The sequence below is a fragment of the Bradyrhizobium sp. SSBR45G genome (genome assembly GCF_030159255.1).
GTDB lineage: Bacteria > Pseudomonadota > Alphaproteobacteria > Rhizobiales > Xanthobacteraceae > Bradyrhizobium.
Window position 1 is genome coordinate 252,548 of sequence record NZ_BSCT01000001.1, and the last position, 23,970, is coordinate 276,517.

29 protein-coding genes and 2 tRNA genes are annotated in these 23,970 nt (G+C 65.3%); 20 read left to right on the forward strand and 11 right to left on the reverse strand.

Annotation, left to right across the window (positions count from 1 at the left end; translation table 11 throughout):
• The first annotated feature begins 123 nt into the window (after nucleotides 1-123).
• The 6 genes from QQL87_RS01170 to QQL87_RS01195 all read left to right on the forward strand — a co-directional run bounded on the left by QQL87_RS01170 (nucleotide 124) and on the right by QQL87_RS01195 (nucleotide 4,782).
• Nucleotides 124-1,284 (forward strand): PLP-dependent cysteine synthase family protein, encoded by a 1,161-nt coding sequence (locus QQL87_RS01170; RefSeq protein WP_284416204.1) that lies wholly within the window; start codon nucleotides 124-126, stop codon nucleotides 1,282-1,284.
• Nucleotides 1,284-1,766: a CMD domain-containing protein gene (locus QQL87_RS01175; protein ID WP_284416447.1), complete on the forward strand. Its 483-nt coding sequence runs from the start codon at nucleotides 1,284-1,286 to the stop codon at nucleotides 1,764-1,766. Before QQL87_RS01170 ends, QQL87_RS01175 begins: the two co-directional genes overlap by 1 nt.
• Nucleotides 1,763-2,344 (forward strand): peroxidase-related enzyme, encoded by a 582-nt coding sequence (locus tag QQL87_RS01180; protein WP_284416203.1) that lies wholly within the window; start codon nucleotides 1,763-1,765, stop codon nucleotides 2,342-2,344. The genes QQL87_RS01175 and QQL87_RS01180 overlap by 4 nt, the downstream gene beginning before the upstream one ends.
• 165 nt (nucleotides 2,345-2,509) lie before the next feature.
• Nucleotides 2,510-3,739, forward strand: a complete 1,230-nt coding sequence (gene hemA, locus QQL87_RS01185; protein WP_284416202.1) for a 5-aminolevulinate synthase — start codon at nucleotides 2,510-2,512, stop codon at nucleotides 3,737-3,739.
• A gap of 148 nt (nucleotides 3,740-3,887) precedes the next feature.
• Nucleotides 3,888-4,466, forward strand: coding sequence for a hemerythrin domain-containing protein (locus QQL87_RS01190; protein ID WP_284416201.1), 579 nt, complete (start codon nucleotides 3,888-3,890; stop codon nucleotides 4,464-4,466).
• 100 nt (nucleotides 4,467-4,566) lie between these two features.
• A complete protein-coding gene (locus QQL87_RS01195) occupies nucleotides 4,567-4,782 on the forward strand; it encodes a hypothetical protein (protein WP_284416200.1) in 216 nt (71 codons plus the stop codon).
• Nucleotides 4,783-5,087: 305 nt separating this feature from the next.
• Here QQL87_RS01195 and QQL87_RS01200 read toward each other — a convergent pair whose 3' ends face one another.
• Entirely contained in the window at nucleotides 5,088-5,840 is a 753-nt protein-coding gene (locus tag QQL87_RS01200) for a hypothetical protein (protein WP_284416199.1), read from the reverse strand.
• Between the two features lie 193 nt (nucleotides 5,841-6,033).
• Between QQL87_RS01200 and QQL87_RS01205 the strand changes: the two genes are divergently transcribed.
• The 4 genes from QQL87_RS01205 to QQL87_RS01220 all read left to right on the forward strand — a co-directional run bounded on the left by QQL87_RS01205 (nucleotide 6,034) and on the right by QQL87_RS01220 (nucleotide 7,376).
• Entirely contained in the window at nucleotides 6,034-6,366 is a 333-nt protein-coding gene (locus QQL87_RS01205; RefSeq protein ID WP_284416198.1) for a monooxygenase system ferredoxin subunit, read from the forward strand.
• Nucleotides 6,367-6,589: 223 nt separating this feature from the next.
• Nucleotides 6,590-6,664: transfer RNA gene (locus QQL87_RS01210), tRNA-Glu, on the forward strand.
• Nucleotides 6,665-6,822: 158 nt separating this feature from the next.
• On the forward strand, nucleotides 6,823-7,080 hold the full coding sequence (locus tag QQL87_RS01215; protein ID WP_284416197.1) for a PilZ domain-containing protein: 258 nt from the start codon (nucleotides 6,823-6,825) through the stop codon (nucleotides 7,078-7,080).
• A gap of 44 nt (nucleotides 7,081-7,124) precedes the next feature.
• Entirely contained in the window at nucleotides 7,125-7,376 is a 252-nt protein-coding gene (locus QQL87_RS01220) for a porin (RefSeq protein WP_284416196.1), read from the forward strand.
• 10 nt (nucleotides 7,377-7,386) lie between these two features.
• On the opposite strand, the gene QQL87_RS01225 is transcribed toward QQL87_RS01220, so the two are convergent.
• Together QQL87_RS01225 and QQL87_RS01230 are read right to left on the reverse strand one after the other, a co-directional pair.
• Nucleotides 7,387-8,064: a glutathione S-transferase family protein gene (locus tag QQL87_RS01225; RefSeq protein WP_502871120.1), complete on the reverse strand. Its 678-nt coding sequence runs from the start codon at nucleotides 8,062-8,064 to the stop codon at nucleotides 7,387-7,389.
• Nucleotides 8,065-8,303: 239 nt separating this feature from the next.
• The gene (locus QQL87_RS01230; protein ID WP_284416194.1) at nucleotides 8,304-8,756 is read right to left on the reverse strand and encodes a VOC family protein; all 453 of its coding nucleotides are present in this window, start codon (nucleotides 8,754-8,756) and stop codon (nucleotides 8,304-8,306) included.
• Between the two features lie 589 nt (nucleotides 8,757-9,345).
• On the opposite strand from QQL87_RS01230, the gene QQL87_RS01235 reads away from it, so the two are divergent.
• The gene (locus tag QQL87_RS01235) at nucleotides 9,346-9,648 is read left to right on the forward strand and encodes an HU family DNA-binding protein (protein WP_006614754.1); all 303 of its coding nucleotides are present in this window, start codon (nucleotides 9,346-9,348) and stop codon (nucleotides 9,646-9,648) included.
• A 471-nt stretch (nucleotides 9,649-10,119) separates the two neighbouring features.
• On the opposite strand, the gene QQL87_RS01240 is transcribed toward QQL87_RS01235, so the two are convergent.
• The gene (locus QQL87_RS01240; protein WP_284416193.1) at nucleotides 10,120-10,254 is read right to left on the reverse strand and encodes a hypothetical protein; all 135 of its coding nucleotides are present in this window, start codon (nucleotides 10,252-10,254) and stop codon (nucleotides 10,120-10,122) included.
• Between the two features lie 133 nt (nucleotides 10,255-10,387).
• Here QQL87_RS01240 and QQL87_RS01245 point away from each other — a divergent pair, with 133 nt between their 5' ends.
• Nucleotides 10,388-10,699 (forward strand): hypothetical protein, encoded by a 312-nt coding sequence (locus tag QQL87_RS01245; RefSeq protein WP_284416446.1) that lies wholly within the window; start codon nucleotides 10,388-10,390, stop codon nucleotides 10,697-10,699.
• A gap of 81 nt (nucleotides 10,700-10,780) precedes the next feature.
• Here QQL87_RS01245 and QQL87_RS01250 read toward each other — a convergent pair whose 3' ends face one another.
• A complete protein-coding gene (locus QQL87_RS01250) occupies nucleotides 10,781-10,945 on the reverse strand; it encodes a hypothetical protein (protein WP_284416192.1) in 165 nt (54 codons plus the stop codon).
• A gap of 331 nt (nucleotides 10,946-11,276) precedes the next feature.
• On the opposite strand from QQL87_RS01250, the gene QQL87_RS01255 reads away from it, so the two are divergent.
• The 4 genes from QQL87_RS01255 to QQL87_RS01270 all read left to right on the forward strand — a co-directional run bounded on the left by QQL87_RS01255 (nucleotide 11,277) and on the right by QQL87_RS01270 (nucleotide 13,524).
• Nucleotides 11,277-12,038, forward strand: a complete 762-nt coding sequence (locus QQL87_RS01255) for an SIR2 family NAD-dependent protein deacylase (RefSeq protein WP_284416191.1) — start codon at nucleotides 11,277-11,279, stop codon at nucleotides 12,036-12,038.
• Nucleotides 12,039-12,235: 197 nt separating this feature from the next.
• Nucleotides 12,236-12,889, forward strand: coding sequence for a cold-shock protein (locus QQL87_RS01260; protein WP_284416190.1), 654 nt, complete (start codon nucleotides 12,236-12,238; stop codon nucleotides 12,887-12,889).
• Between the two features lie 170 nt (nucleotides 12,890-13,059).
• Nucleotides 13,060-13,136, forward strand: a tRNA-Pro gene (locus QQL87_RS01265).
• A 70-nt stretch (nucleotides 13,137-13,206) separates the two neighbouring features.
• Complete coding sequence (locus QQL87_RS01270) at nucleotides 13,207-13,524, forward strand: hypothetical protein (protein ID WP_284416189.1); 318 nt, start codon at nucleotides 13,207-13,209, stop codon at nucleotides 13,522-13,524.
• 109 nt (nucleotides 13,525-13,633) lie between these two features.
• On the opposite strand, the gene QQL87_RS01275 is transcribed toward QQL87_RS01270, so the two are convergent.
• Together QQL87_RS01275 and QQL87_RS01280 are read right to left on the reverse strand one after the other, a co-directional pair.
• The gene (locus QQL87_RS01275; protein WP_284416188.1) at nucleotides 13,634-14,038 is read right to left on the reverse strand and encodes a translational machinery protein; all 405 of its coding nucleotides are present in this window, start codon (nucleotides 14,036-14,038) and stop codon (nucleotides 13,634-13,636) included.
• Between the two features lie 164 nt (nucleotides 14,039-14,202).
• On the reverse strand, nucleotides 14,203-15,360 hold the full coding sequence (locus tag QQL87_RS01280) for an OpgC domain-containing protein (RefSeq protein WP_284416187.1): 1,158 nt from the start codon (nucleotides 15,358-15,360) through the stop codon (nucleotides 14,203-14,205).
• Between the two features lie 226 nt (nucleotides 15,361-15,586).
• Between QQL87_RS01280 and QQL87_RS01285 the strand changes: the two genes are divergently transcribed.
• A complete protein-coding gene (locus QQL87_RS01285) occupies nucleotides 15,587-15,892 on the forward strand; it encodes an ETC complex I subunit (protein ID WP_284416186.1) in 306 nt (101 codons plus the stop codon).
• A 103-nt stretch (nucleotides 15,893-15,995) separates the two neighbouring features.
• Here the strand turns inward: QQL87_RS01285 and QQL87_RS01290 are convergent, their stop codons facing one another.
• On the reverse strand, nucleotides 15,996-16,475 hold the full coding sequence (locus tag QQL87_RS01290) for an Lrp/AsnC family transcriptional regulator (RefSeq protein WP_284416185.1): 480 nt from the start codon (nucleotides 16,473-16,475) through the stop codon (nucleotides 15,996-15,998).
• Nucleotides 16,476-16,487: 12 nt separating this feature from the next.
• Nucleotides 16,488-17,126: a TetR/AcrR family transcriptional regulator gene (locus tag QQL87_RS01295; protein ID WP_284416184.1), complete on the reverse strand. Its 639-nt coding sequence runs from the start codon at nucleotides 17,124-17,126 to the stop codon at nucleotides 16,488-16,490.
• Between the two features lie 323 nt (nucleotides 17,127-17,449).
• Here QQL87_RS01295 and QQL87_RS01300 point away from each other — a divergent pair, with 323 nt between their 5' ends.
• The 3 genes from QQL87_RS01300 to QQL87_RS01310 are packed head-to-tail and all read left to right on the forward strand — an operon-like array spanning nucleotide 17,450 to nucleotide 22,003.
• Nucleotides 17,450-19,057 (forward strand): carboxyl transferase domain-containing protein, encoded by a 1,608-nt coding sequence (locus tag QQL87_RS01300; RefSeq protein ID WP_284416183.1) that lies wholly within the window; start codon nucleotides 17,450-17,452, stop codon nucleotides 19,055-19,057.
• A 2-nt stretch (nucleotides 19,058-19,059) separates the two neighbouring features.
• Complete coding sequence (locus QQL87_RS01305; protein WP_284416182.1) at nucleotides 19,060-21,066, forward strand: acetyl/propionyl/methylcrotonyl-CoA carboxylase subunit alpha; 2,007 nt, start codon at nucleotides 19,060-19,062, stop codon at nucleotides 21,064-21,066.
• A 22-nt stretch (nucleotides 21,067-21,088) separates the two neighbouring features.
• Nucleotides 21,089-22,003, forward strand: coding sequence for a hydroxymethylglutaryl-CoA lyase (locus QQL87_RS01310; protein WP_284416181.1), 915 nt, complete (start codon nucleotides 21,089-21,091; stop codon nucleotides 22,001-22,003).
• Nucleotides 22,004-22,069: 66 nt separating this feature from the next.
• Here QQL87_RS01310 and QQL87_RS01315 read toward each other — a convergent pair whose 3' ends face one another.
• Complete coding sequence (locus tag QQL87_RS01315) at nucleotides 22,070-23,428, reverse strand: TRAP transporter large permease (protein WP_284416180.1); 1,359 nt, start codon at nucleotides 23,426-23,428, stop codon at nucleotides 22,070-22,072.
• The gene (locus QQL87_RS01320; RefSeq protein ID WP_284416179.1) at nucleotides 23,425-23,970 is read right to left on the reverse strand and encodes a TRAP transporter small permease; all 546 of its coding nucleotides are present in this window, start codon (nucleotides 23,968-23,970) and stop codon (nucleotides 23,425-23,427) included. Before QQL87_RS01320 ends, QQL87_RS01315 begins: the two co-directional genes overlap by 4 nt.

Here is a 23,970-nt window from a genome sequence, read left to right on the forward strand (position 1 = left end):
GGCATTATGCACCACCTTCAATCCGCTTGAAGCATAAAATTTCCGCTCGGGATGGCTTATTATTCATCAGAAGTATGATGGAATGAACTTGATGCAAAAAGTGGATTATGATCGGTTGTGCGGATGATCCGACCGCCCGACGTTCCTGCTTCGCTGCCGAGCCCGCCGCGCTATCGCCGCGGCTGGGTCGATGACGCCGTCGACGCCATCGAGGCCGACCAGTGCCGGACTGCGGACACGCATCTGATCCGGCTGATCGTGCCCGCGCTAGCGGGCATCGACATCTACCTGAAGGACGAGTCGACGCATCCGACCGGCAGCCTCAAGCATCGGCTGGCGCGGTCGCTGTTCCTGTACGCGCTGTGCAACGGCCATATCCGCGAGGGGACGCCGGTGGTCGAGGCCTCCTCGGGCTCGACCGCGGTGTCCGAGGCCTATTTCGCCCAGATGATCGGCGTGCCGTTCTACGCTGTCATGCCGCGCACGACGTCGGCCGAGAAGATCGCCGCGATCACGCATTACGGCGGCAATTGTCATCTGATCGACGATGGCCGGGCGCTCTATGCGGAGGCCGCCGCGCTCGCCGCCCGGCTCGGCGGCCACTACATGGACCAGTTCACCTTCGCCGAGCGGGCCACCGACTGGCGCGGCAACAACAACATCGCCGAGTCGATCTTCAACCAGCTGCAGGGCGAGCGCTGCCCGCTGCCGGAATGGATCGTGATGAGCGCGGGGACCGGCGGCACGTCGGCCACGATGGGGCGCTATCTGCGCTACTGCCGCCATCCGACGCGCCTCTGCGTCGCCGACGTCGAGCATTCGGCGTTCTTCGATGCCTTCTGCAGGGATGACTGCGCACAGACCTGCGAGCGGCCCTCGCTGATCGAGGGCGTCGGCCGTCCCCGCTGCGAGCCGTCCTTCGTGGCCGGCGTCGTCGACCGCATGATGAAGGTGCCGGACGCCGCGTCGATCGCCGCCATGAACGTGCTGACGCGACGGCTGCGCCGCCCGGTCGGCGGCTCGACCGGAACCAACTTCCTGGCGCTGTGCCGGCTCGCGGCCGAGATGCGGCAGGCCGGGCAGACGGGATCGCTGGTGACGCTGATCTGCGATTCCGGCGAGCGCTATCGCCAGACCTATTACGACCCGCAATGGCTCGCCGGACGCGGGCTCGATCCCGCGCCCGTCGAGGCCGCGCTGACGGATTTCCTGGACACCGGCGCGCCGCTCTGCCTCGACATTGCCGATGCCTGCAATCCCTACGAGATGCGAGATCCCGCATGATCACCCTGATCGAGAAGCTCTCCGGCATTCCCGCCGGTTCGACTCTGGCGGCGGCGCTGAAGACGCGCGCGGAGGTGCTACGCCTGAGCGAGGCGGCCCACGACGCGGTCCTGCTGCCGCGCGATCCCGGCGGGCTCAGCCATGCGCTACGCGCCGCCCTGGCGGCGCGGATGTGCCGCCATGTCGGAAACGCCGCGCTGGTCGCGCATTATGACGGCTATCTCGCGCATTCCGGCGATGACGATGTGGCGGCACTCGCACGGCCGGGAGGGGTGTGCGGCGATGCCCGCCACGACGCGATGGCGCGCCACGCCGACCTGCTGACGCTGTCGCCGCGCGATGCGACGCGCGAGGACATCGCGAGGCTCAGGGCGGCCGGCGTCGGCGATCCCGACATCGTCAGATTGTCCGAGCTCGCGGCGTTCGTGAACTACCAGCTGCGCGTGATCGCGGGACTGATGCTGTTGAAGGAGATCGCATGAGCAAGCCGGTTCACAGCTTCACGGCCAAGGTGCCGGAATGGTCGCCCTATGTGACCCCGGTCGACTTCGCCGGCGCCACGCCGGAGCAGCTCTCTGCGATGAAGATCACGCCCTCCAACAAGGGCGTCTCGTCCTATGTGCTGACCTTGGCGCACGATCCGGAATCGCTCGAGATTCGCTCGCCGCTGTTCAACCTGATCATGTACGGCAAGGATGGCCTCAGCCCTGCCGAGCGCGAGCTCGGTGCGATCGCGGCCTCCGTGGTCAACCGCTGCATCTATTGCACGGCGGTGCATGCCTCGCGCTTCCTCGGCCACACCAAGCGGACCGACCTGATCGAGACGATCTTTGCCGACGAGCTTCAGGCGAGCCTTCCGCCGCGCGAGCAGGCGGTATTCGACTTCGCGGCCCGGCTGTCGACGACGCCGGTCGCGGCGACGCCCGCCGACGTCCGGTCCCTCAAGGAGGTCGGCCTCGACGAGCTGGAGCAGGTCGACCTGATCCTCTCGGCCGCGATCTTCGGCTGGGCCAATCGCCTGATGCACACGCTGGGCGAGCCGCTGGCCGAGGACGCCTGACACGCGGGTCGCGCTGCCGCAAAGCCCGGCTTCGTGCGCAATGCCTGATCTAAATCAACGATCGCCCCGCCAAGCTGGGCTTTCGTGCGTCCTGCACGCGGGGCCTCGAACGGCTCGCGGGAGCTCCGGCGACGGGCCGCCGGGCAGGGGAAGGACGATCCGGCGATGAACTACGACAGCTATTTCGACCGCGCCCTCGACCAGCTGCACCAGGAACGCCGCTACCGTGTGTTCGCCGACCTCGAGCGCCTCGCCGGCCGCTTTCCGCGCGCGATCTGGCACTCGCCAGACGGTCCGAAGGACGTCGTCATCTGGTGCTCCAACGACTATCTCGGCATGGGCCAGCATCCGAAGGTGATCGGCGCGATGGTCGACGTCGCCGCGCGCATGGGCACCGGCGCCGGCGGCACCCGCAACATCGCCGGCACCAACCATCCGCTGATCGAGCTCGAGCGCGAGCTCGCCGATCTCCACGGCAAGCAGGCGGCGCTGGTCTTCACCTCGGGCTATGTCTCCAACGAAACCGGCATCTCGACGATCGCGAAGCTGCTGCCGAACTGCCTGCTGCTGTCGGATGCGCTGAACCACAATTCGATGATCGAGGGCGTCCGCAAGTCGGGCGCGGAGCGGCAGATCTGGCGGCACAACGATCTCGCCCATCTCGAGGAGCTGCTGCGGGCGGCAGATCCCGATCGCCCCAAGCTGATCGTCTGCGAGAGCCTCTACTCGATGGACGGCGACGTCGCGCCGCTGCACCGGATCTGCGATCTCGCGGAGCGCTATGGCGCGCTCACCTATGTCGACGAGGTCCACGCGGTCGGCATGTATGGCCCGCGCGGCGGCGGCATCGCCGAGCGCGATGGTGCGATGGCCCGCATCGACATCCTCGAAGGCACGCTCGCCAAGGCCTACGGCTGCCTCGGCGGCTACATCGCCGCCAACGCCAACCTGATCGACGCCGTCCGCTCCTATGCGCCGGGCTTCATCTTCACGACAGCGCTGCCGCCGCCGGTCTGCGCCGCCGCGACCGCCGCGATCCGGCACCTGAAGAGCTCGCAATGGGAACGCGACCGGCACCAGGACCGCGCGGCCCGGCTCAAGGCCGTGCTGAACGCCGCCGGCCTGCCGGTGATGGCCTCCGACACCCACATCGTTCCGGTGCATGTCGGCGATCCCGAGAAGTGCAAGACGGCGTCCGACCTGCTGCTGTCCGAGCACGGCATCTACATCCAGCCGATCAACTATCCGACCGTGCCGCGTGGCCTGGAGCGGCTGCGCATCACGCCGTCGCCGTACCATGATGACGGTCTGATCGACGCGCTGGCCGAGGCCCTGGTCGACGTCTGGGACCGGCTGGGCCTTGCCCGCGCGCCGCAGGCGCTGGCAGCCGAGTGAAGGGCCAATTGTCGTCCTGACCTGCCAGCTCGCTCTGTCAGTTTGATCTGCCGCAAGGCCGCCGGTGCCCGCGCGGGCATAGTCTTCCGCGATCAGGGGAGCATGCCGGTTCGGCAGGGCCCGGGCCGGCTCAAAGGCGAGACAGCCAATGGCAAAGATCATCGAAGCGCTGCTGCAGGAACACCAGAATCTCGAAAGGCTGCTTTCGGTGCTCGAGCACGAGCTGGAGCTGTTCGACCACAATCGGCGGCCCGACTACGACATCCTGCAGAGCATCATTGCCTATTTCGAGGACTATCCGCAGCGCTGTCATCATCCCAAGGAGGAGATGATCTTCGTCAAGCTGCGTGCGCGCGATCCTGCTGCAGCCGCCACTTACGGCGACGTCGACGACGAGCACGAGACCGAGGCACAACGGTTGCGCGGCTTCGCCGAAGCCGTGAACGCGGTTCTGGCGGACCAGGAGATCCTGCGCGAGAGCTTCCATGGCGCGGTGCACCAGTTCATCGACAGCCAGCGCGAGCATCTGCGCAAGGAGGAGACGCTGCTGTTTCCGGCCGCCCTGCGGGCGCTGCAGCCCGAGGACTGGGCCGACATCGACGCCCGCATGTCCGACCGCAAGGACCCGCTGTTCGATGGCGATGTCGCCGAAAAGTTCCACAATCTCGAGCGGACCATCCTGCGCTGGGAGCAGGAAGCGGAGCAGGCGCGCGCCGGGGCGGGCTGAGGGACGCCCTGTCTCACGGACGCTTTGTCTCAATTGCGCCGCGCGGCCGGAAGGCTATAGTTCCTATTGGGGGACAGGGCGCTCTTTCACGGAGTTGGCTATGACCGCTTCGACTACAGGGCTCGAGCCGGTCCGAGCTGCGATGGCCGGACGTGGTGATGATCCGCAGGACAAGCCGGTGACGACACCGATGTCGCAGCAGAGCGCCTTCGGCTGTCACGGCTACGACATGCATCCGCAGGAGTTCGTGCGCTTGTCGGGCTGCCAGGAGCTGAAGCTTCGTCGCGAGAAGAAGCGGGCCCTGGTCTTGAGCTGACGGCGTGTCGAGCGGACGGTGCTGTTGCTGCGGCGCACTGGATCCGCGCCGAACCATCACCGCTGCTCGCCCGGCGTGCAAATGTCTGCAGAGCGTCGCTCCGCTGCACCCCTGTTAGTTTGTCGTTAACCAAATCGCGCGACCCTGTTCGCATGCTCCCCCAGGAGTGCGACGGAACCGGACAGCCGGATCCGGCAGTCGCGACAAAAGGCCGGCGGCGTAACGCCCGCCGGCCTTTTTGCGTGGGGCCGGGGAGCGCCGGGCTCGCTGTCGGCAACCGGGCAAGGCGACCGCGGCGCCTGCCCTCAATTGCGCCGCGCCAGCGAGCGCAGGAAGCCCTGGTATTCCTCGTTCAGCTCCATGTCGACCGCAGGCGCCAGCCGCAGCAGCACATTGGCGATGAAGGCTTGGTCGTTGCGCGGCTCCTCCAGCACCTCGCGCAGCACCGGGACGTTGTCCTCGATGTGATGCAGGAAGGCGACGCCTTTCTCGGCGGTCTCGGTCCAGCGGGCCCGCGTCCATTTCGCCAGCGGGTACATGATCTCGTGGACGAAGTTCGACTTGCGGGCCTTCTCGAAGAAGCGCAGGCCCGCGCTCCAATGCTCCTTGGCGCGCAGCGGTGGTGGCGGCAGATCGCCGGTTAGCATCTTCTTGCCGGCCTGGCCGACGAAATCATCCAGCGTCGTCGGCGCGTCGATGGTGGCGCGGAAGTGCCACAGCGCGAACGAGCCGGGAAAGTCTGTGCCCATCTGATCGAGCAGGGCGGTCTCGACCTTGTCGAGCGCGGCCTTGTCGCCCTTCAGCGCCGCCGTCATGGCGAAGGCGAACAGCGCGTCATTGCCGACCTCGTGCACGCCGCCGTTCTTGAGCTGCGCGGCCGACAACGTCGGTGTCTTGCCATCTGCGGGCACCGCGGCTTCGCCCGCGCGCTGCGCCTTGATGAAGGCGGTGATCTCCAGCCAGCCCATCAGGTTGGCGATGAAGGCGTCGGGATCGACATGGACGATCGCGAGATTGAGCGGCTCCTTGCGTTGTCTCAGCTCGGTCATGTCGGTCATGTCGCACTCCGTCGCCGCCGGCCGGCGTCCTGTCGCGTTCGCGACACAACGGAAGGACCAACGAGATGTCTGCCGCTCGATGGAGCAAGAAGGAGGCCAGCGGTCTCTCCGGGCTTGCCGGCGCGATGTGGTCCCGGAACGAGTCTTGCTACGTCCGTTCGCTCGATCTCGGGACAAGGAGGACGGCCGGCCCATGTTCACCCGCGTCTGCAAGGCCGACACGATCGACGAAGGCGGCATGCGCCTCGTCATCGCCGACGCCCATCTGATCATGCTCGCCTGGCCCGACAATGGTGAGCTCAAGGCCTATCAGGGCATCTGCCCGCATACCGCGGCGCCGCTGGAGGAGGCTGGGTTCGACGGCCGCCTGCTGAGCTGTCCGGTGCACAACTGGACCTGGGACGCGCTGACCGGCATGCCCGTGCATCCGCTGGAGAGCGCGCTGGCCGAATATCCGGTCAAGGTCGAGGACGGCGTGGTCTACATCGACACTGAAGGGGTCTCGCCGCTGTTTGCGGCGCGTTGAGCCCGCCTGGGCCCGGGAGAGCGGCGAAGACGTCCACGGCCGGCTTGCCCGGGCGCGCAAACGCCTCTATACGTTCGGCGCGCGCGGCACGGAATCACCGCAAAGTGGTTCAGCCGACCTCGCAGATCATCGTCTCAAGCCGCTGATTTGCTGAAGGTTTTGCCAAGAACGTGCAAACGGCGATAGCGCCGGGGCCTCGTGCCTCCGTGGTATCGTGCGTCTTGCTCCCTTCGTCTATCGGTTAGGACGCCACCCTTTCACGGTGGAGAGAGCGGTTCGATTCCGCTAGGGAGCGCCAACCTCGGCTGCTTTTCCTCCCTCAATGTCTGTGTCGGCCGTCCGAGCGGACGTCGCTGGTTTCCGGTCTCTTGTGCATCGCAGGGGCTGCCAACTGGCCCTATCAACCGTCCATTAGGGTCCTTGGCGTACTGCAACGGGCGAGCAGGAGCAGGATTGATGGCCGCGACCAAGAAGCGGGAAGCCCGCAAGTCCATGAGGCAACCGGCGTGGATCACGCTGGAGGGCGGATTCGCGGTTCGGCATTGCCTGGTCCAGGATATCTCCAGCTCCGGCGCCAAGCTCACGCTCGAGGACGCCGCGGCCCTGCCGGCGACGATCCGGCTCGCCTTCGCTCGGGATGCGCGCACGGGGCGGCTGTGCCAGGTGATGTGGCGCCGCGGCGCCTCGGTGGGCGTCAAGTTCATCGGCAAGTAGACGCTGACGTCGCGTTGCGGCGGCGTCTGCGCTAACAAGCGGACATGTGCAGATCTGTCATCCTCGGAACGGTGGCGTGGCTGGCCGTGGTCGGCACCGCGTCCGCCGGCTCGCCGGGTTCCTCGCTGCTGGCGCCGAAGGCTCCGGAACCCAGTAAGCCCGCCCGTCCCGCCACGACCCCGATCAATCCCTGCGCGGCCTACGGGGCCAACTTCGCGCGCGTTGCAGGAACCGATACGTGCGTGAAGGTCGGCGGGGCCGTGCGCGTCGAGATGGGCACCTCAACCGGTCGCTGACGCGCCAAGCCTACGACAGCGGGGGCGCGATGTGGCGGATGAAGGCCGGGCGCCGGGCGATGTCGCGGTACCAGCGCGCCAGGCTGGGCAGCTCCGGCTTGACCACGCCTTCGACGCCGAACCATCTGCGCGCATAGGCGCCGAGCGCGATGTCGGCCAGCGTGAAGCTCTCGGCCTCGAGATAGCTTCGCGTGCCGAGATGCGTATCGAGAATGCGCCACATCGCCGCGGCGTCGTCGGCCGCCTTCTGCAGGGCGGCCATGTCACGCTGCTCCGGCGGGGTGCGCACGAGGCCCCAGAACAGCGGACGCTCGGTCGGCTGTACCGTCGACAGCGTCCAGTCGAGCCAGCGCTCGATCGCGGCGCGGCGCTGCGGCATCGCTGGATAGAGCGGCGTCGCGCTGCCGTAAGCGAGACAGAGATAGCGCATGATCGCGTTGGATTCCCACAGCACGAAATCGCCGTCGACCAGCGTCGGGATGCGGCCGTTCGGATTCATCGCGAGATAGTCCGGCTCGGTGTTGCGGCCGAATTGCATGCCGGCGTCGATGCGCTCATAGGCGATGTCGAGCTCGGCGAGACACCACAGCACCTTCTGCACGTTCACCGAATTGGGGCGTCCCCAGATCGTCAGTCTGTTGTCGGCGGACACGTTCGGCTCCTGTCTGGTTGTGCGCGTGAGCTTCATTGTTAGCCCATGTTACGCAAAAAGCCCCGCGTGCAAGCGGGGCTTTTCCGTCGAACCTGTCATTCACGGCGATCAGCGGCCGAAGAACAGCCACAGCAGAATGATCACCGGGATCGGCACGCCCAACAACCACAGTAGAAGTCCTCGACCCATCACGGCCTCCTCAAAGCGCTGCGTCAATCGAAGCGACAACGCGAGGGGGGCCGTGATGTTCCGGCACGTCGAAGATGGCGGGCGGATCACCAATGTCCGGTGTTCGGCATCGACAGCCACGGTTCGGCCGGAGCTTTCGGCTCGCCCTTCTGCAACAGCTCGATCGAATGCAGGTCGGGCGAACGGATGAACGCCATGTTGCCGTCGCGCGGCGGCCGGTTGATGGTGACGCCGAGCTTCATCAGCCGGTCGCAGGTGGCGTAGATGTCGTCGACCTCATAGGCGAGATGGCCGAAGAAGCGGTCCTCGCCATAGCTCTCCTCGTCCCAGTTGTAGGTGAGCTCGACCAGCGGAGCGCCGCGCGTCGCCGGCAGGCTCTTCAGCAGGTGTTCATCCTCGGGTGCGCAAAGAAACAACAGGGTGAAGCGGCCCTTGTCGTTGTCGATGCGGCGCACCTCCTTGAGGCCGAGCGCATCGGAGTAGAATTTCAGCGCCACGTCGAGATTGCGCACGCGCAGCATGGTGTGGAGATAACGCATCGTTTCTTCTCTCCCTGAGCTTGAAGCGGAGTTTCAACGGCCGCTTGCGGACGCCGATCCATAGCAGCAATTGGCTCGCGTGCGCATCACAGCTGAGCCTGGCGGAGCACCGGCTCGCGCGGAATTGTGGTTCGCACGACGGAGCGCCCGACGGGTCTGCGCCATGCTGCGGGACGCTCGGGATGGCCGCGAATCGCTATTTTGGCAGTGATTCGCCGTGCGAACGAATGGACGCGATGCAGCCGCATACGGGTTTTTCAGCGGTTTTCGAACGCCCTGTGCGGCCAAAATCACGCAGGACCATCGAAAATGCCTGGAAATATAGGGGAAAATGAATCGCATGCTCCATTCGATGCGCATCGCAGCTTGACTTCTCCGCGCTCCGTTGGAATTTTGGCGCCGCTGTGGGTGCTTCGGGGCCCCTAGAAATGCAGGAGAATCCCGAAAAATCGCGGGGTGATACGCCACCAGACGACTGAAGTCCCGGCTGTGCAATGCAGCCAGAAAGCCCCGACAAGTCTGCGCAGCAATGCGCTGATAGCCGCGCAGTCGTCACCTCATTCATCGGTACCAATCATAAGGAGATACGATGGCTACCCAACTGTCCAAGTCGCAACTCATCGAGAAGATCGCGACCACCACCGAGCTGTCCAAGCGTGACGTCAAGAACGTCATGGAGACGCTGACCGACGTCGGCCACAAGGAGCTGAAGAAGAACGGCGTGTTCCTGGTGCCGGGCTTCGCGAAGTTCGTTGTCGTCAAGAAGCCGGCCGTCAAGGCGCGCAAAGGCACCAACCCCTTCACCGGCGAAGAGATGATGTTCAAGGCCAAGCCGGCCCGCAAGATCGTGCGCGCCCGCCCGGTCAAGGCCGCCAAGGACGCGGTCGCCTGATCCTGCTCTCGCAGACAATCAATCGCGACCAGAGGCTCCCTGAAAAGGGGGCCTTTTTCGTTTCATGGTGTTCTGTCTAGCAGGTGTCCTGCTTGGCGCTGCCGTGGGGATCGACTATCGACGCCGACGTTCGCAGCATCCTGGACGGTGCCGAAACGACAGCAGCGCCAGCGCGACGGAATATCTTCGTCGCGTGGCGCTACCCTCGAAGACTGGGCCCTTAAATCCCCAGTACTGATGTGTCTCGGTCATCCGCCCAAAGGTTCAATGATCTTGCGGGAAGAGTCGATCGCGCCTTACGGCCGTGCCATCGCACTTCATCGTCCCGGATAGGGTGCCCTTGCCGGTTGGGGGACAAGCCTGCCCATGTTGCGCAGCAAGCCGTTGATCGCGTTGGTTAAGCTCGGGGCCTGGGGCTGTGGATATGCTGCGGATCTCCTGTGGAGGACACAGCGGTCGGCCGCGATCCCCTTACGCCTCGGGGGAACCGTCGCCGTGCGGCTCGCGCGCCGCGCTGACAACGTCAGGTCCATGGTGACGGGATGCGATCACGACGAAACCGCCATAGCCGATGATGTTGAACAGAAGCTCGAGCCAACTTGCCATTGCCGATCCATGTTGACCGGACCAAACGCATCAACCGGCTGCTGGTTCCCGCAACGACAGCCATGGACCGAGCTGCAACCAATCCGGCGGCGTCTGCGTTGTTTGGACGCATCGGAATTGGAGGACATCGATGATGAGAAAGACACTGGCTGTTCTCGCGACCGCTGGCGCTGTCGCCGCAACCGCACTCGTCGCGCCGGCTCCGGCTCAGGCGCGCGGCATCGGCCCTGGCCTCGCATTCGGTCTTGCCGCAGGCGCGTTGACCGCGGGTGCCATCGCCGCGGCGCATCCCTACTATTATGGCTATGGTCCGGACTACGGCTATGACTACGGTCCGGACTACGGCTATGACTACGGTCCACGCTATGTCTACGGGCCTGGTCCCTATGCCTATTATGGTGGGCCCTACTATTATCGTCACCACCACCGGCGCCATCACTGGTAAGCGTGCGCGCCACTCAGGAATCGAGGAGCCCGGGCGGCATCGGCCCCCGGGCTCGTCCTGCACGCCGAGCTGCAGACAACGCTATTCCGCGGCCTCGCCGCGATCAGCCTTACGCCAGGCCTGCCGCGCATATTCCTTGCGCTCGCGGGCAAACTTCTCCTGCGTCGACTTGAATCGTGCAAGTCTTGCCGCGATCTCGGCGCGCTCCTGCGTGCGCCGATCGTGCTGCGTCTCGTCCTGTCCCACGGAATCCCTCTGCTCCGGTTTGCTATCCGGCGAGTCCGGCCATGAGACGCGCGACAAACTTCCTGGCGAATCGCTGCCGCGATGTGGCTGCCTGATTGCGGCGTGATTGCGGACGCGTGTGGATGGCACATGGCTCGGCTCGGGCGAGCCCCCGAGACCGTCGCCATCCCGCAGGTGCAGGTTGGCCTCCGGACTCGCGCCGCGTGCGCTCCCAAGCCCAGGGGTTTCCAGCGGATGCCACATGGTGCAACGATGAGCTGGCAAACGTGCCGCCGCTGCCCCGAACGTGCTATGGAGGACCCGCGACGATCCGACATGTGGTGCTCCACTGATGATTGCGTCTGATCTGCAGGAGGGCGTGAACCGTCTCGGTGACATGATCGCAGCCGCGCGCGTGATCGTGCCCTTCACCGGCGCCGGCATCTCGACCGAGGCGGGCATCCCTGATTTCCGCTCGCCGGGCGGACTGTGGACGCGCAACCGGCCGATCGACTTCGCGGAGTTCGTCGCCAGCCAGGATGCGCGGGACGAGGCGTGGCGCCGCCGCTTCGCGATGCAGGAGACGTTTGCCGCAGCGCGTCCCGGCCGCGGTCACCGCGCGCTGGCGTCACTCTACCGTGCCGGGAAGATTCCGGCCGTGATCACCCAGAACATCGACAATCTGCACCAGGATTCCGGCTTCGCCGGGGAGCATGTCATCGAGCTGCACGGCAACACCACCTATGCGCGCTGCATTGGCTGTGGGCAGCGCTACGAGCTCGCCTGGGTGCAGGAGCGGTTCAAGGCCGATGGTCTTGCACCGGATTGTCCGGCCTGCGCTGAGCCGGTGAAGACGGCGACCGTGTCCTTTGGTCAGTCCATGCCGGAGGACGACATGCAACGTGCGGCCGAGCTTGCGCAGCACTGCGACCTGTTCATCGCGATCGGCTCATCGCTGGTTGTATGGCCGGCAGCAGGCTTTCCATTGATGGCAAAGCAGGCGGGTGCGCGATTGGTGATCATCAACCGGGAACCGACCGATCAGGACGACGTTGCAGACCTCGTCATTCGCTTCGACATCGGTGAAGTGCTCGGACCATTCATCCGTAATTGAACGGAAATTGATGCATTTTTGTCGGCAAGTCTGTTCATATGCCTCACTGAATCCGATTTTTGTCTATGCGCGGCACGAGGGAATGTTATCTTTGATTCGAGAGATTCGCGTGACTCGTCGGGGGTATAGTCGATGAGCATGCGCAGGGCGCCGTTGCAGGGGTGGCGGCTCACAATTCATCTGTGAGGTCCGGGGTTATGGGGTCGGACGGATTTGAGTCCAAGAAGCTTGGAGTACCGGTCACTGGTGTAACTACACCAAACCGGCTCGGGGCTGACTATCAAGGCAGCGTCGAGCGAGATTCGGCGATTGATGCGCTCACAGGTCTTGGCGAGAACCTCGTCGAAATCAGCGGCGTCATCAAATGGTTCGATGCTTCCAAGGGGTACGGCTTCATCGTTCCCGACAATGGCTGGCCGGACGTGCTGCTGCACGTCACGGTGCTGAGGCGGGATGGCTATCAGACCGCCTATGAAGGCGCGCGGCTGGTCGTCGAGTGCGTCCAGCGGGCGAAGGGCTATCAGGCCTTCCGCATCGTCTCGATGGACGAGTCGACGGCGATCCATCCGGCGCAGATGCTGCCGCCGCGCACCCATGTCACGGTGACGCCGACCAGCGGGCTGGAGCGGGCCCAGGTCAAGTGGTTCAACCGGCTGCGCGGTTTCGGCTTCGTCACCTGTGGCGAAGGCAGTCCGGACATCTTCGTGCACATGGAGACGCTGCGCCGGTTCGGCATGACCGAGCTGCGCCCCGGCCAGTGGGTCCTGGTCCGCTATGGGCCCGGCTCCAAGGGCATGATGGCGGCGGAGATTCACCCGGAGACGGGCTCGCCGGCGCTATCCTCGCACTGAGCGAAAGCATCGACGGATGTTGCGGAGCCCCGGGGACCCCGGGGCTTTGTCGTTCTCTGGCCTGGGCGTTTTGGGCGAGGGGTCTCCAACGGTGCCGTCCGCGGTCTTGCTGCGGAGGCCGTGACCGTGTAGTGACGGGGTCTTCCAGGACATTGGTCCGTCGAGGATATCGGGGTATAGCGCAGCCTGGTAGCGCGGCAGTTTTGGGTACTGCAGGTCGTTGGTTCGAATCCAGCTGCCCCGACCATTTCCTCATCGCGCGGCAGGGATGTGCCTGATCACGCGGCCTCAAGGCCCCAGCTGCGAGCAGTACAACCATGGGGATTGTGGGCGAGGCCGCCTGGCAGTCGTTCCCGCATGATCATCGGCGTCACGCCAGGGCTTTGATGGATGCCGAGGGGGAGCCGTCGTGGCTGGCGCGGCTCAAAAAAATTCGGATGCTCCCGCAGCGGCAAAACCCGGGAGCATCCGAAGTGGTGCGGGTGAATCCGGGGAAGGAACATCCGCCAGCCCTCACATCAGCGCAATCCGGATCTCGCGTCTTTGCGGTAAATCAAATCAATCGCTTGGGTCTGCGCGGCGTCATCGGCAACGTTGTGCAGCGCGTGTTCGCGACATCGCGCGGCCAGATGTGAGCCAGCCGGGCCGGGCAAAACAATGCCGGCCGCGATTGGCGGCCGGCATGGCAACGATGGATCTGCAGCGTCGGCTCGATCAAGGCACTGCGCGCGGCGACGGCGGGTTTCAGCCCGCGGTGCCCGTCACCACGCGCGGCGGCGCCATCTTGAAGTGCTGCTTCGCATAGGCGACGATCTGGCGGTCGCTCGGATGATCCGCTGCCTCGACGGCAACGATGCGCTTTCCGATCGCGGGATGTTTCTCGCGCAGATGCTTGGCGAGCTCGGTCTTGGCGCCCGCGGGGCCGATGATCAGGATCTCTCCGGCATCGTTGAGCGCGCTCGCAATCTCCTCGAGGAAGTGCTTGTCGGGCGCCGCGTGGCCGCTGCCGATCGCATTGGCCTTGTGGTGAAGATGCTTGGTCTGCAGATGCGGATGCAGCGTCAGCTCGTCGGCACCGGTCAGGCCGATGTGAAACAGCTTGGCCTCGCTGTGATCGAGCCAAATGACGGCATGGAAATGGGTCGACATGATCTGGTCCTTGTCAGCAAATCGCCGCGTGAGCAGCTTGCGCCAGGGAGCGCATGCCGCGGCACGCGGCTCCCGTGTGCTGACAACCTTAGCCAGCCGGCACCAGGCCCTGCTTGATGCAGGTCAACCGCCAAAGCCGCCGGGAAGCGGCCGCGCGGCTCCCCTCACGAGGACGCGGCTGGTTTCGGTGCGGCGGGTTTCGGCAGCGGCTTGTCCTGCCGCTTCGACCACGAAATGTAATAGGCCACCGTCGTCATGATGGCGATACCGGCGGCGCTGATCAGGATCTGCGCCAGCAGCGAGCCCGAGCTCAGCATCAAGGTGAAGTGGCCGATGAACGACAGGAACACGCCGACGCAGAACACCGCGAGCGACTGCTGACCGCAGACGACGAGGGGGTCGAAGCCCTTCCACTCCAGGCCCGGCCATTCCTTCGGCACGAAGCGGATGACCAGGATCACGATCACGACGAAATGCAGGAAGCGATAGGGGGCGAGATTGGTCTTGTCGTTCGGGTTGAACGCCGAATACAGCCAGTGCGGCAACATCGTGCCGTAGTCCGGGAAGCGGCCGGCCATGGTCATGATCAGCGCGAGCAGCAGATAGGCCAGACAGAAGTAGAGCGTCGCCGGCGCCATGATGATGCTCATCGAGCGGCGGGCGCCACCGAGCGCGCACCACGAGCCGAACACGAACAGCACCTGCCAGCAGTACGGGTTGAAGTACCAGGTGCCGGCGGGATAGGCGGCGAAATTCCAGCCCATCTGGCGCGCTACGAGCCAGAGCACGATCGAGGCAATCATCGTCAGGTCCGGCTGGCGCAGCATCATCCAAAGCACCGGCGGGAAGAATCCCATCAGCACGATGTACAGCGGCAGCACGTCGAGATTGACCGGCTTGAACTTCAGGATCAGCCCCTGCGCCAGCGTGTCGCTGGCATGGTCGACCAAGCCGGCGACGTTGAACTCGTCGATGATCTCGGAAACCCCGAACCGGGTCGCCAGATAGCTGATGGCCACGATGTAAATGACGAACAGGACGATGTGGGCGACGTAGAGCTGCCACACCCGCTTGGTCAGCCGTGTCGCGCCGACGATGAAGCCGCGATCGATCATCATGCGCGCATAGACGAACGACGCGGTATAGCCCGAGATGAACACGAACAGGTCGGCGGCGTCGCTGAAGCCGTAATTTCGCGTGGTGATCCAGTTCACCACATTGTCCGGGATATGATCGAGATAGATCGCCCAGTTGGCGATCCCGCGAAACAGGTCGAGCCGAAGGTCGCGCCCTCTGTCGGGCAGCGTGGCATTGATTTTCATGGCCGCTTCAACGCACTGTTTTGAATGGAAAACGTTCGGGGAGCAGGGGAGGCGCCGTGGCAGTCGACCGAGATTGTCACGGGACGGCAGAATGACTATACCGGGCACGATAAACGGTCATGTCCTGGATGGGAATCACCGTTCCGTGCTGAACGTTTGATGTAACCCATCCCGGCCGTTTCCGCCAAACGCCTGACGACCGCTGCTTCGAGGGGCTCTTCCAGCCATGACTGCACGCATTTCCAAGCCGGCCAAGAACGCCATGCAATCGGGGAAGGCCAAGACCCGGGACTGGCAGCTGGACTACGAGCCGGAGCAGCCGCGCGCCGTCGAGCCGCTGATGGGCTGGACCTCGTCCTCGGACATGAAGCAGCAGCTGACCTTGCGGTTCGACAGCAAGGAAGAGGCGATCGCCTATTGCGAGCGCAAGGGCATTCCGTACCAGGTGATCGAGCCGAAGGAGCCGGTGAAGCGGCAGATCGCCTATGCCGACAACTTCTCGTTCCGCCGCGGCGAGCCTTGGACGCATTGATTTCGGACGGATCTCGAAGCACTGCTCTTGGGCCTCCCGTCTGAGCCCGACAACGGGCTCACTGGTCGGCGCGCAGAGGCATGGACGCCGTAGCCCGGGTCGTCTAGCCCGGGCCGGTCGGGATCGGCAGCGGTCCGTCCTTGGACTGGCCGAGCGACGGAAAGCTTCTGATCGCGCGGACGCCGGGCAGGGCGGCGAACTGCCGAAGCTGCTGGCTCATGCCCTCGACGCCGGTCGAGACGCATTTCAGCAGGAAGTCCGCATCCCCCGACAGCCGCCAGCATTGCTGAACCCAGGGCAGCGGCATGATCGCAGCCTCGAATGCCTGCAGCGCGCTCTGGTGCTGGCTGTCGAGCTGGATCGTGACGAACGAGACCACCTCATAGCCTAGCAGTCGCTCGTCGATGGTGGCGCGGATCGCCTTGATCACGCCGCGGCTGCGCAGCGCGCGGACACGGCGCAGGCAGTTGGGCTGGGAGATGCCGACGCGCTCGGAAAGCTCGTTGATCCGGATGCGGCCGTCCTCCTGCAGCTCGGCCAGGAGCCTGCGATCGATTGCGTCGAGGTCGGGAGTGTCAGCCATCGCCGCATGCGCCTATTCGGTCGGGATGGCGTCTCGGCCGCCCGGCGGGCGCCCCGCGCTCTGCGGCATGACGCCGGACAGCACCAGCTTTTCATGGGCGGCGATGATCGCGTCCTTGGTCAGCCGGCCGCCCGGACGATACCAGCTGCACAGCCCCGTCAACAGCGCGATGATCGCGAAGGTCGCGACCTGGACGTCGACCACCTCGAAGACGCCCTCCGCCACGCCGTCGGCCAGAATGTCGGTCAGCCGGCGCTCATAGGCGCCACGCAGGGCCACGACGGCCGCATAGTTGCGCGGCTCCAGGCTGCGCAACTCCGAATTGGCGATGAACACCTCGCGCTTCCTCGTCATGTGGTAGCTGACGTGGAAGGCGACGAAGGCCCGCAACCGTGCGACCGGTCCGTGCTTGTCACGCAGCACCAGCTCCAGCTCGCGCAGCAGGTCGTTGATGTGATCCTGGATCAGATCGGACAGCAGCTCCTGCTTGGTGCTGATGTGGTTGTAGAGCGAGCCGGGCTGAATGCCGACCTCTGCGGCGAGCTGGCGCAGGCTCATGGCCGCGTAGCCATGCTGGAAGATCAGCCGCAGGCCGGCCTTGCGGATCGCCTCCATCGTCGTCGGACCATGCGACCCGATCGTGCGCGCCATCTTCAGCCTCGCCGGATGGTTGCGGGCGCGTCGGCCGCCTGATCCGACCCGCGCCCGTGAATTTTATACAAAAACACTCGTATTCTCAATATCATGATCGTCGGCCCGAAACATACAACAATCCCCTTGAGAATAGAATTTAAAAACGTATGATCGTTTAATTCGAGAACAAGGGACGGCTCCAATCGGCCGCCCGAACGCAGGGAGGACAGCATGCCGGCAGAGATGGTACACCCGCGTTCGCAGCGGTCCCTCCGGCCGCGCGCGGTCTGACGCGTGCTCCCTCGGCTTTCCATCCGGCCCCAGCAACGAAGACGGCGATCATGACGCTTCATTCCACGATCGATCCCTCGTCCTCCGATTTCGCGCGCAACGCCGAGAGCATGCGCGCGCTGGTCGCAGACCTCCGCACCAAGCTCGCTCAGGTCTCGGACGGCGGCGGTGAGGCTTCGCGCAAGCGCCATTTGGCGCGCGGCAAGATGCTGGCGCGGCAGCGCGTCGACCTGCTGCTCGACCCCGGCACGGCGTTCCTGGAATTGTCGCCGCTGGCGGCCCATGGGCTCTATGGCGGCGACGTGCATTCGGCCAGCATCGTCACCGGCATCGGCCGTATCGCCGGCCGTGAATGCGTCGTCGTCGCCAATGATGCCACCATCAAGGGCGGCACCTATTACCCGATGACGGTGAAGAAGCACCTGCGCGCCCAGGACATCGCGCGGCAGAACAATCTGCCCTGCGTCTACATGGTCGACTCGGGCGGCGCCTTCCTGCCGCTGCAGGACGAGATCTTCCCCGACGAGCGGCATTTCGGCCGCATCTTCTACAACCAGGCGCAGATGTCGGCCGCCGGCATTCCGCAGATCGCGGTCGTGATGGGCTCGTGCACGGCGGGCGGCGCCTATGTGCCGGCGATGTCGGACGAGAGCATCATCGTGCGCAATCAGGGCACCATCTTCCTCGGCGGCCCGCCGCTGGTGAAAGCTGCGACCGGCGAGGTGGTGAGCGCCGAGGAACTCGGCGGCGCCGACGTCCATTCGCGGCAGTCCGGCGTGACCGATCACTACGCGCAGAACGATGCCCATGCGATCGGCATCGCGCGCCGCATCGTCGGCACCCTGAAGCCGCCGGGTGCCCGCACCGTGCTCAACATGCGCAAGGTGCGCGAGCCGCGCTATCGGGCGGAGGAGATCTACGGCGTGGTGCCGGCCGATGGCCGCAAGCCGTTCGACGTGCGCGACATCATCGCGCGCGTGGTCGACGGCTCCGAGTTCGACGAGTTCAAGAAGCTCTATGGCCAGACGCTGGTGTGCGGCTTCGCTCACATCTGGGGGCATCCGGTCGGCATCATCGCCAACAACGGCATCCTGTTCAGCGAGAGCTCGCTGAAGGGAGCGCACTTCATCGAGCTGTGCTGCCAGCGCAACATTCCCTTGGTGTTCCTGCAGAACATCACCGGCTTCATGGTCGGCAAGAAATATGAGGCCGGCGGCATCGCCCGTGACGGCGCCAAGCTGGTGACGGCGGTTGCGACCGCCGCGGTGCCCAAGTTCACGGTGGTGATCGGCGGCTCCTATGGCGCCGGCAATTACGGCATGTGCGGCCGCGCCTATGCACCGCGCTTCCTCTGGATGTGGCCGAATGCGCGCATCTCGGTGATGGGCGGCGAGCAGGCGGCGATGGTGCTGAGCCAGGTCCGCCGCGACGGCATCGAGGCCAAGGGCGAGAGCTGGCCGGCCGAGGAGGAAGAGAAGTTTCGCAGCCCCATCCGCGCGCAATACGAGGCGCAGGGCAATCCGTACTACGCGACAGCCCGGCTGTGGGATGACGGCGTCATCGATCCTGCCGATACCCGCCTCGTGCTCGGGCTCGGATTGTCCGCTGCCGCCAATGCCCCGGTCGAGCCGACCAGGTTCGGCCTGTTCAGGATGTGATCATGGCTCCTCCCGGACTGTATCGTCGTTTCCGCAAGCTCCTGATCGCCAATCGCGGCGAGATTGCTGTGCGCGTCATCAAGACGGCGCGCGCGATGGGATTGAAGACCGTCGCGGTCTATTCCGAGGCCGACCGCAACGCACTGCATGTCGCGCTCGCCGATGAGGCCGTGCTGCTCGGGCCGGCGCGCGCCCGCGACTCCTATCTCAACATCGAGCGGCTGATCGAGGCCGCAAGGCAGACCGGTGCCGAGGCGGTGCATCCCGGCTATGGCTTCCTGTCCGAGAGCGCCGAGTTCGCGCAGGCCTGTCTCGACGCCGGGCTGGTGTTCGTCGGGCCGACAGCGGCGATGATCACCGCGATGGGCTCGAAATCCGGCTCCAAATTCCTGATGGAGCAGGCCGGCGTGCCCTTGGTGCCCGGCTATCACGGCGAGGCGCAGGACGAAGCGACGCTCGCCAACGAAGCCGCGCGGATCGGCTTCCCCGTGCTGATCAAGGCCTCGGCCGGTGGCGGCGGCCGCGGCATGCGCGTGGTCCATGCGGCGAGCGATCTCGCTGATGCCGTCACCAGCGCCAAGCGCGAGGCCAAGGCCGCGTTCTCCGACGATCGCGTGCTGATCGAGAAATACGTCGAGAACCCGCGCCACATCGAGGTGCAGATCATCGGCGACAGCCACGGCAACCTGGTCTCGCTGTTCGAGCGCGAATGCACCCTGCAGCGAAGGCATCAGAAGGTGATCGAGGAGGCGCCGTCGCCGACGCTGACCCCGGCCCAGCGCGAGACGGTCTGCGCGGCCGCTCGCCGTGCAGCGGGTGCGGTCAGCTATGTCGGCGCGGGTACCATCGAGTTCGTCTCCGATGGCCGCGACGTGTTCTTCATCGAGATGAACACGCGGCTGCAGGTCGAGCATCCCGTCACCGAGCTGATCACCGGCGTCGACCTCGTCGAATGGCAGCTGCGTGTCGCCTTCGGCGAACAGCTGCCGCTGAAGCAGGACGAGATCCGGCTCAACGGCCACGCCATCGAGGCCCGGGTCTACGCGGAAAATCCGGCGAAGAACTTCATGCCCTCGGTCGGCACCATCAAGACCTGGCGAACGGCGGCGGAGACCGCCGGCCTGCGCGTCGATGCCGGCTATCGCGAAGGCGATGCCGTCTCGCCCTATTACGACGCGATGCTGGCCAAGATGATCGCCTGGGCACCGACGCGCGAGGTTGCCATCGAACGGCTCAATCGTGGGCTGGAGGACACGGATGTCCGCGGCATCGTCAGCAACATACCGTTCCTGTCGGCGCTGCTGACGCATCCGGATATCGTGGCCAATGCAATCGATACCGGCTTCATCGAGCGCCATCTGGCTCAGCTGACACAAGCAGGCGCAACGGCTGGCGATGTCGAGCTGTGCGCTGCGGTCGCGGCTATTCTCATCGACGAGCAGAAGGTTGCCGCAACGGAGCAGGGCTCGCCGTGGCGTGCCTCCGGCTGGATGCCGGTCGGCTTGCGGCAGCGCGTGTTCTCCTTCCGCGCGGGTGCCGGCGGCGAGCCGCGTACGGTCACGCTGTCCTATGGTCCGGGCGTGCAGAGCCTGTCGATCGATAATCGCGTGACGTCATTTTCGGCGATTGCCACCGATGATGGCGGCTTCGACCTTGTGCGCGACGGCGTCAAATCCCATGTGGTGGCCGTCATCGAGGGCCATGAGCTGTATCTCCGCACCCTCAACGGCCGGTTCGATCTGCACTGGATCGATCCGTTCGGCGGCGACGACGAGGAGCAGAGCGGCGAGGACAAGATCGTCGCTCCCTTGCCGGGCACCGTCGTGGCGCTGCTGGCGCAGGAAGGGGCGGTCCTGGAGAAGGGGGCGGCCATTCTGACGCTCGAGGTGATGAAGATGGAGCAGACCTTGCGGGCGCCGTTCGCAGGCCGGCTCAAGGCGATCAAGTGCAAGGTCGGCGACATCGTGCAGGAAGGCGTCGAGCTGGCGGAGGTCGAACCCTCCGCCTGATCCTTCAACCGGAGAGGGCAGCATGAGCGAGAGCGTGCGCATCATCGAAATGGGCCCGCGCGACGGCCTGCAGAACGAGAAGACGCTGGTCAGCGTGGCCGATCGCATCGCCTTCATCCGCGCGCTGGTGGACGCCGGCCTGACCACGGTCGAGGTCGGCGCGTTCGTCTCGCCCAAGGCGATCCCGCAGATGGTCGGCTCCGACGAGGTCATGCGCAGCGTGGCCGCGCTGCCCGGCGAATTCCACGTGTTGGTGCCGAACGTGAAGGGCTATGAGGCCGCGCATGCTGCGGGCGCCAAGGTCATCTCGGTGTTCACGGCGGCCTCGGAGAGCTTCTCCCGCGCCAACATCAACTGTTCGATCGGGGAGTCACTGGAGCGCTTCAAGCCGGTCGTTGCGCACGCCAAGACCGACGGCATCAAGGTGCGCGGCTACGTCTCCTGCGCGCTCGGCTGTCCCTATGAGGGTGAGATCAAGCCGCAGGCGGTGGCCGACGTCGCCAAGGCGCTGTGGGACCTCGGCTGCTACGAGATATCGCTGGGCGACACGATCGGCGTCGGCACGCCGCTGAAGGCCAAGCAGATGCTGCGTGCCGTCTGCGACGACGTGCCGGTGACGCATCTGGCGATGCATTTCCACGACACCTACGGCCAGGCGCTGGCCAATCTCTATGCCGGGATGGAGGAGGGCGTCCGCGTCATCGACGCCGCCGCCGGCGGCCTCGGCGGCTGTCCGTTCGCGCCGGGCGCGACCGGCAACGTCGCGACCGAGGACGTCGTCTACATGCTCGAGGGCATGGGGATCCGGACCGGCGTAGACATGGCCAAGCTGCTAGCGGCGACCAACGAGATCAGCCGGCTGCTCGGCCGCCCGCCGGTGAGCCGCGTCGCTGCCGCGCTGAATGCGAGAGGCAGGCGAGTAGCGAATGGCGAGTAGCGAATAAGGGCGGCGGCCCACTCGCTAAATCCCTATTCGCTACTCTCTGTTCGCCATTCGCTATTCTCACCGGCTCAGATCCGGCCCCATCACCAGATCCGGCAGCGCGGTCGAGATCTGCGGCACGAAGCACAGCAGCAGCACGGCCGCCATCATCAGCAGCACGAACGGCAGTGTGCCCCAGATCACCTCGCGCAGGGGAATGTCGGGGGCGACGTTCCGGATGACGAAGATGTTCAGGCCCACTGGCGGGTGGATCAGGCCCATCTCCATCACGATCGTCATGACGACGCCGAACCAGATGATGTCGAAATTCGCGGCCCGCAGCGGCGGCAGGATGATCGGCGCGGTCATCAGGATGATCGAGACCGGCGGCAGGAAGAAGCCGAGCACGACCACCATCAGCAGGATCGCGGCGAGCAGTTCCCAGCGCGGCAGATGCATCGCGACGATGGACTCGGCGACGGACTGCGAGATGTGCAGGTAGCTCATCACGTAGGAGTACAGCAACGACATGCCGATGATCAGCATCAGCATCGTCGACTCGCGCAGCGTCGCCTTCATGATCGGCGCGAGATCGGCCGGACGCCACACGCCGTAGATCAGCGCGATCAACGCCAGCGCGAGAATGCCGCCGAGACCCGCAGTCTCCGACGGCGTGGCCAATCCGCCATACAGCGCCACCATGACGCCGGTCAGCAGCAGCACGAACGGAATCACGCGCGGCAGCACTGAAAAGCGCTGCGCCATCGTGTATTCGTCCCTGGTCAGGATGTCAGACCAGGTGCCCGACTTCTCGTAGACCGCTTTAGCGCGCGCGTATTCCTGCCGGAAGCGCACGACGGCATAGACGCCGAACAGGGTGACCAGCAGCAGGCCGGGCCCGATACCGGCCAGGAACAGCCGTCCCAGCGATTTCTCTGCGGCGATCGCGAACAGGATCATCGTGATCGATGGCGGCAGCAGGATGCCGAGCGTGCCGCCGGCCGCGATGATGCCGGCAGCAAAGCCGCCGGAATAGCCGCGCTTGCGCATCTCGGGGATGCCGGCCGAGCCGATTGCCGAGCAGGTCGCGGGCGATGATCCCGCCATCGCGGCGAACAGCGCGCAGGCGAACACGTTGGCGACGCCGAGGCCGCCGGGTACGCGATGCAGCCAGGCGTGCAGCGCGGAGTACAGGTCCTGACCCGCGCGGGAGCGGCCGATCGCAGCGCCCTTCAGGATGAACAGCGGGATCGACAGCAGCGTGATCGACGCCATTTCCTCGTAGACGTTCTGCGTCACCGTATCGAGCGACGCGGCCGGCATGTAGATCGCCATGAACACCACGGCGACGGCGCCGAGCGCGAAGGCGATCGGCATGCCCGCGAACATCGCAAACAGGGTGGACAGCCCGTAGGCGATCCCAATTCCAAACACGCTCATCGACGCGCTCCGGTCAGCGGCGCCACGATCTGCAGCAGCATCTGGATGCACAGCAGGGTCATGCCGGCGGCCATCAGGCCGTAGGGAATGGCGAGCGGCGGCGACCACATCGAGTTGGAGACCTGTCCGTCTTCCCAGGCCTCATGGGTGAGGGTCCAGGATTTCCAGGTAAAGAAGGCACAAAACAGGAAGCTGGCGACGTCGACGAGCCAGAGCCGGATCCTGTTGGCCAAGGGCGACATCAAGCCGACAAAGGCCTCGATGCTGACGTGGCCGCGATTCTCCTGCACATAGGCTGCGGTCATGAAGGTGGCGCCGACCAGCAGGAACACGGCGGCTTCGTCCTGCCAGTAGTTGGCGGCCTTGAACAGCGCGCGACCCGCGACGCTGTAGCTGAGGATCAGGCAGGCGGCGATCAGCGCGATCGCGGCCAGGACGACGATGATGCTGTTGAGCAGCGAGATCACACGCTGAAGCGGCGCCAGCGGTCCGCTGGCGCCGTTGGTCGGCGAAGCCTCGCTATCGGAGACGGGCGCGTGCAT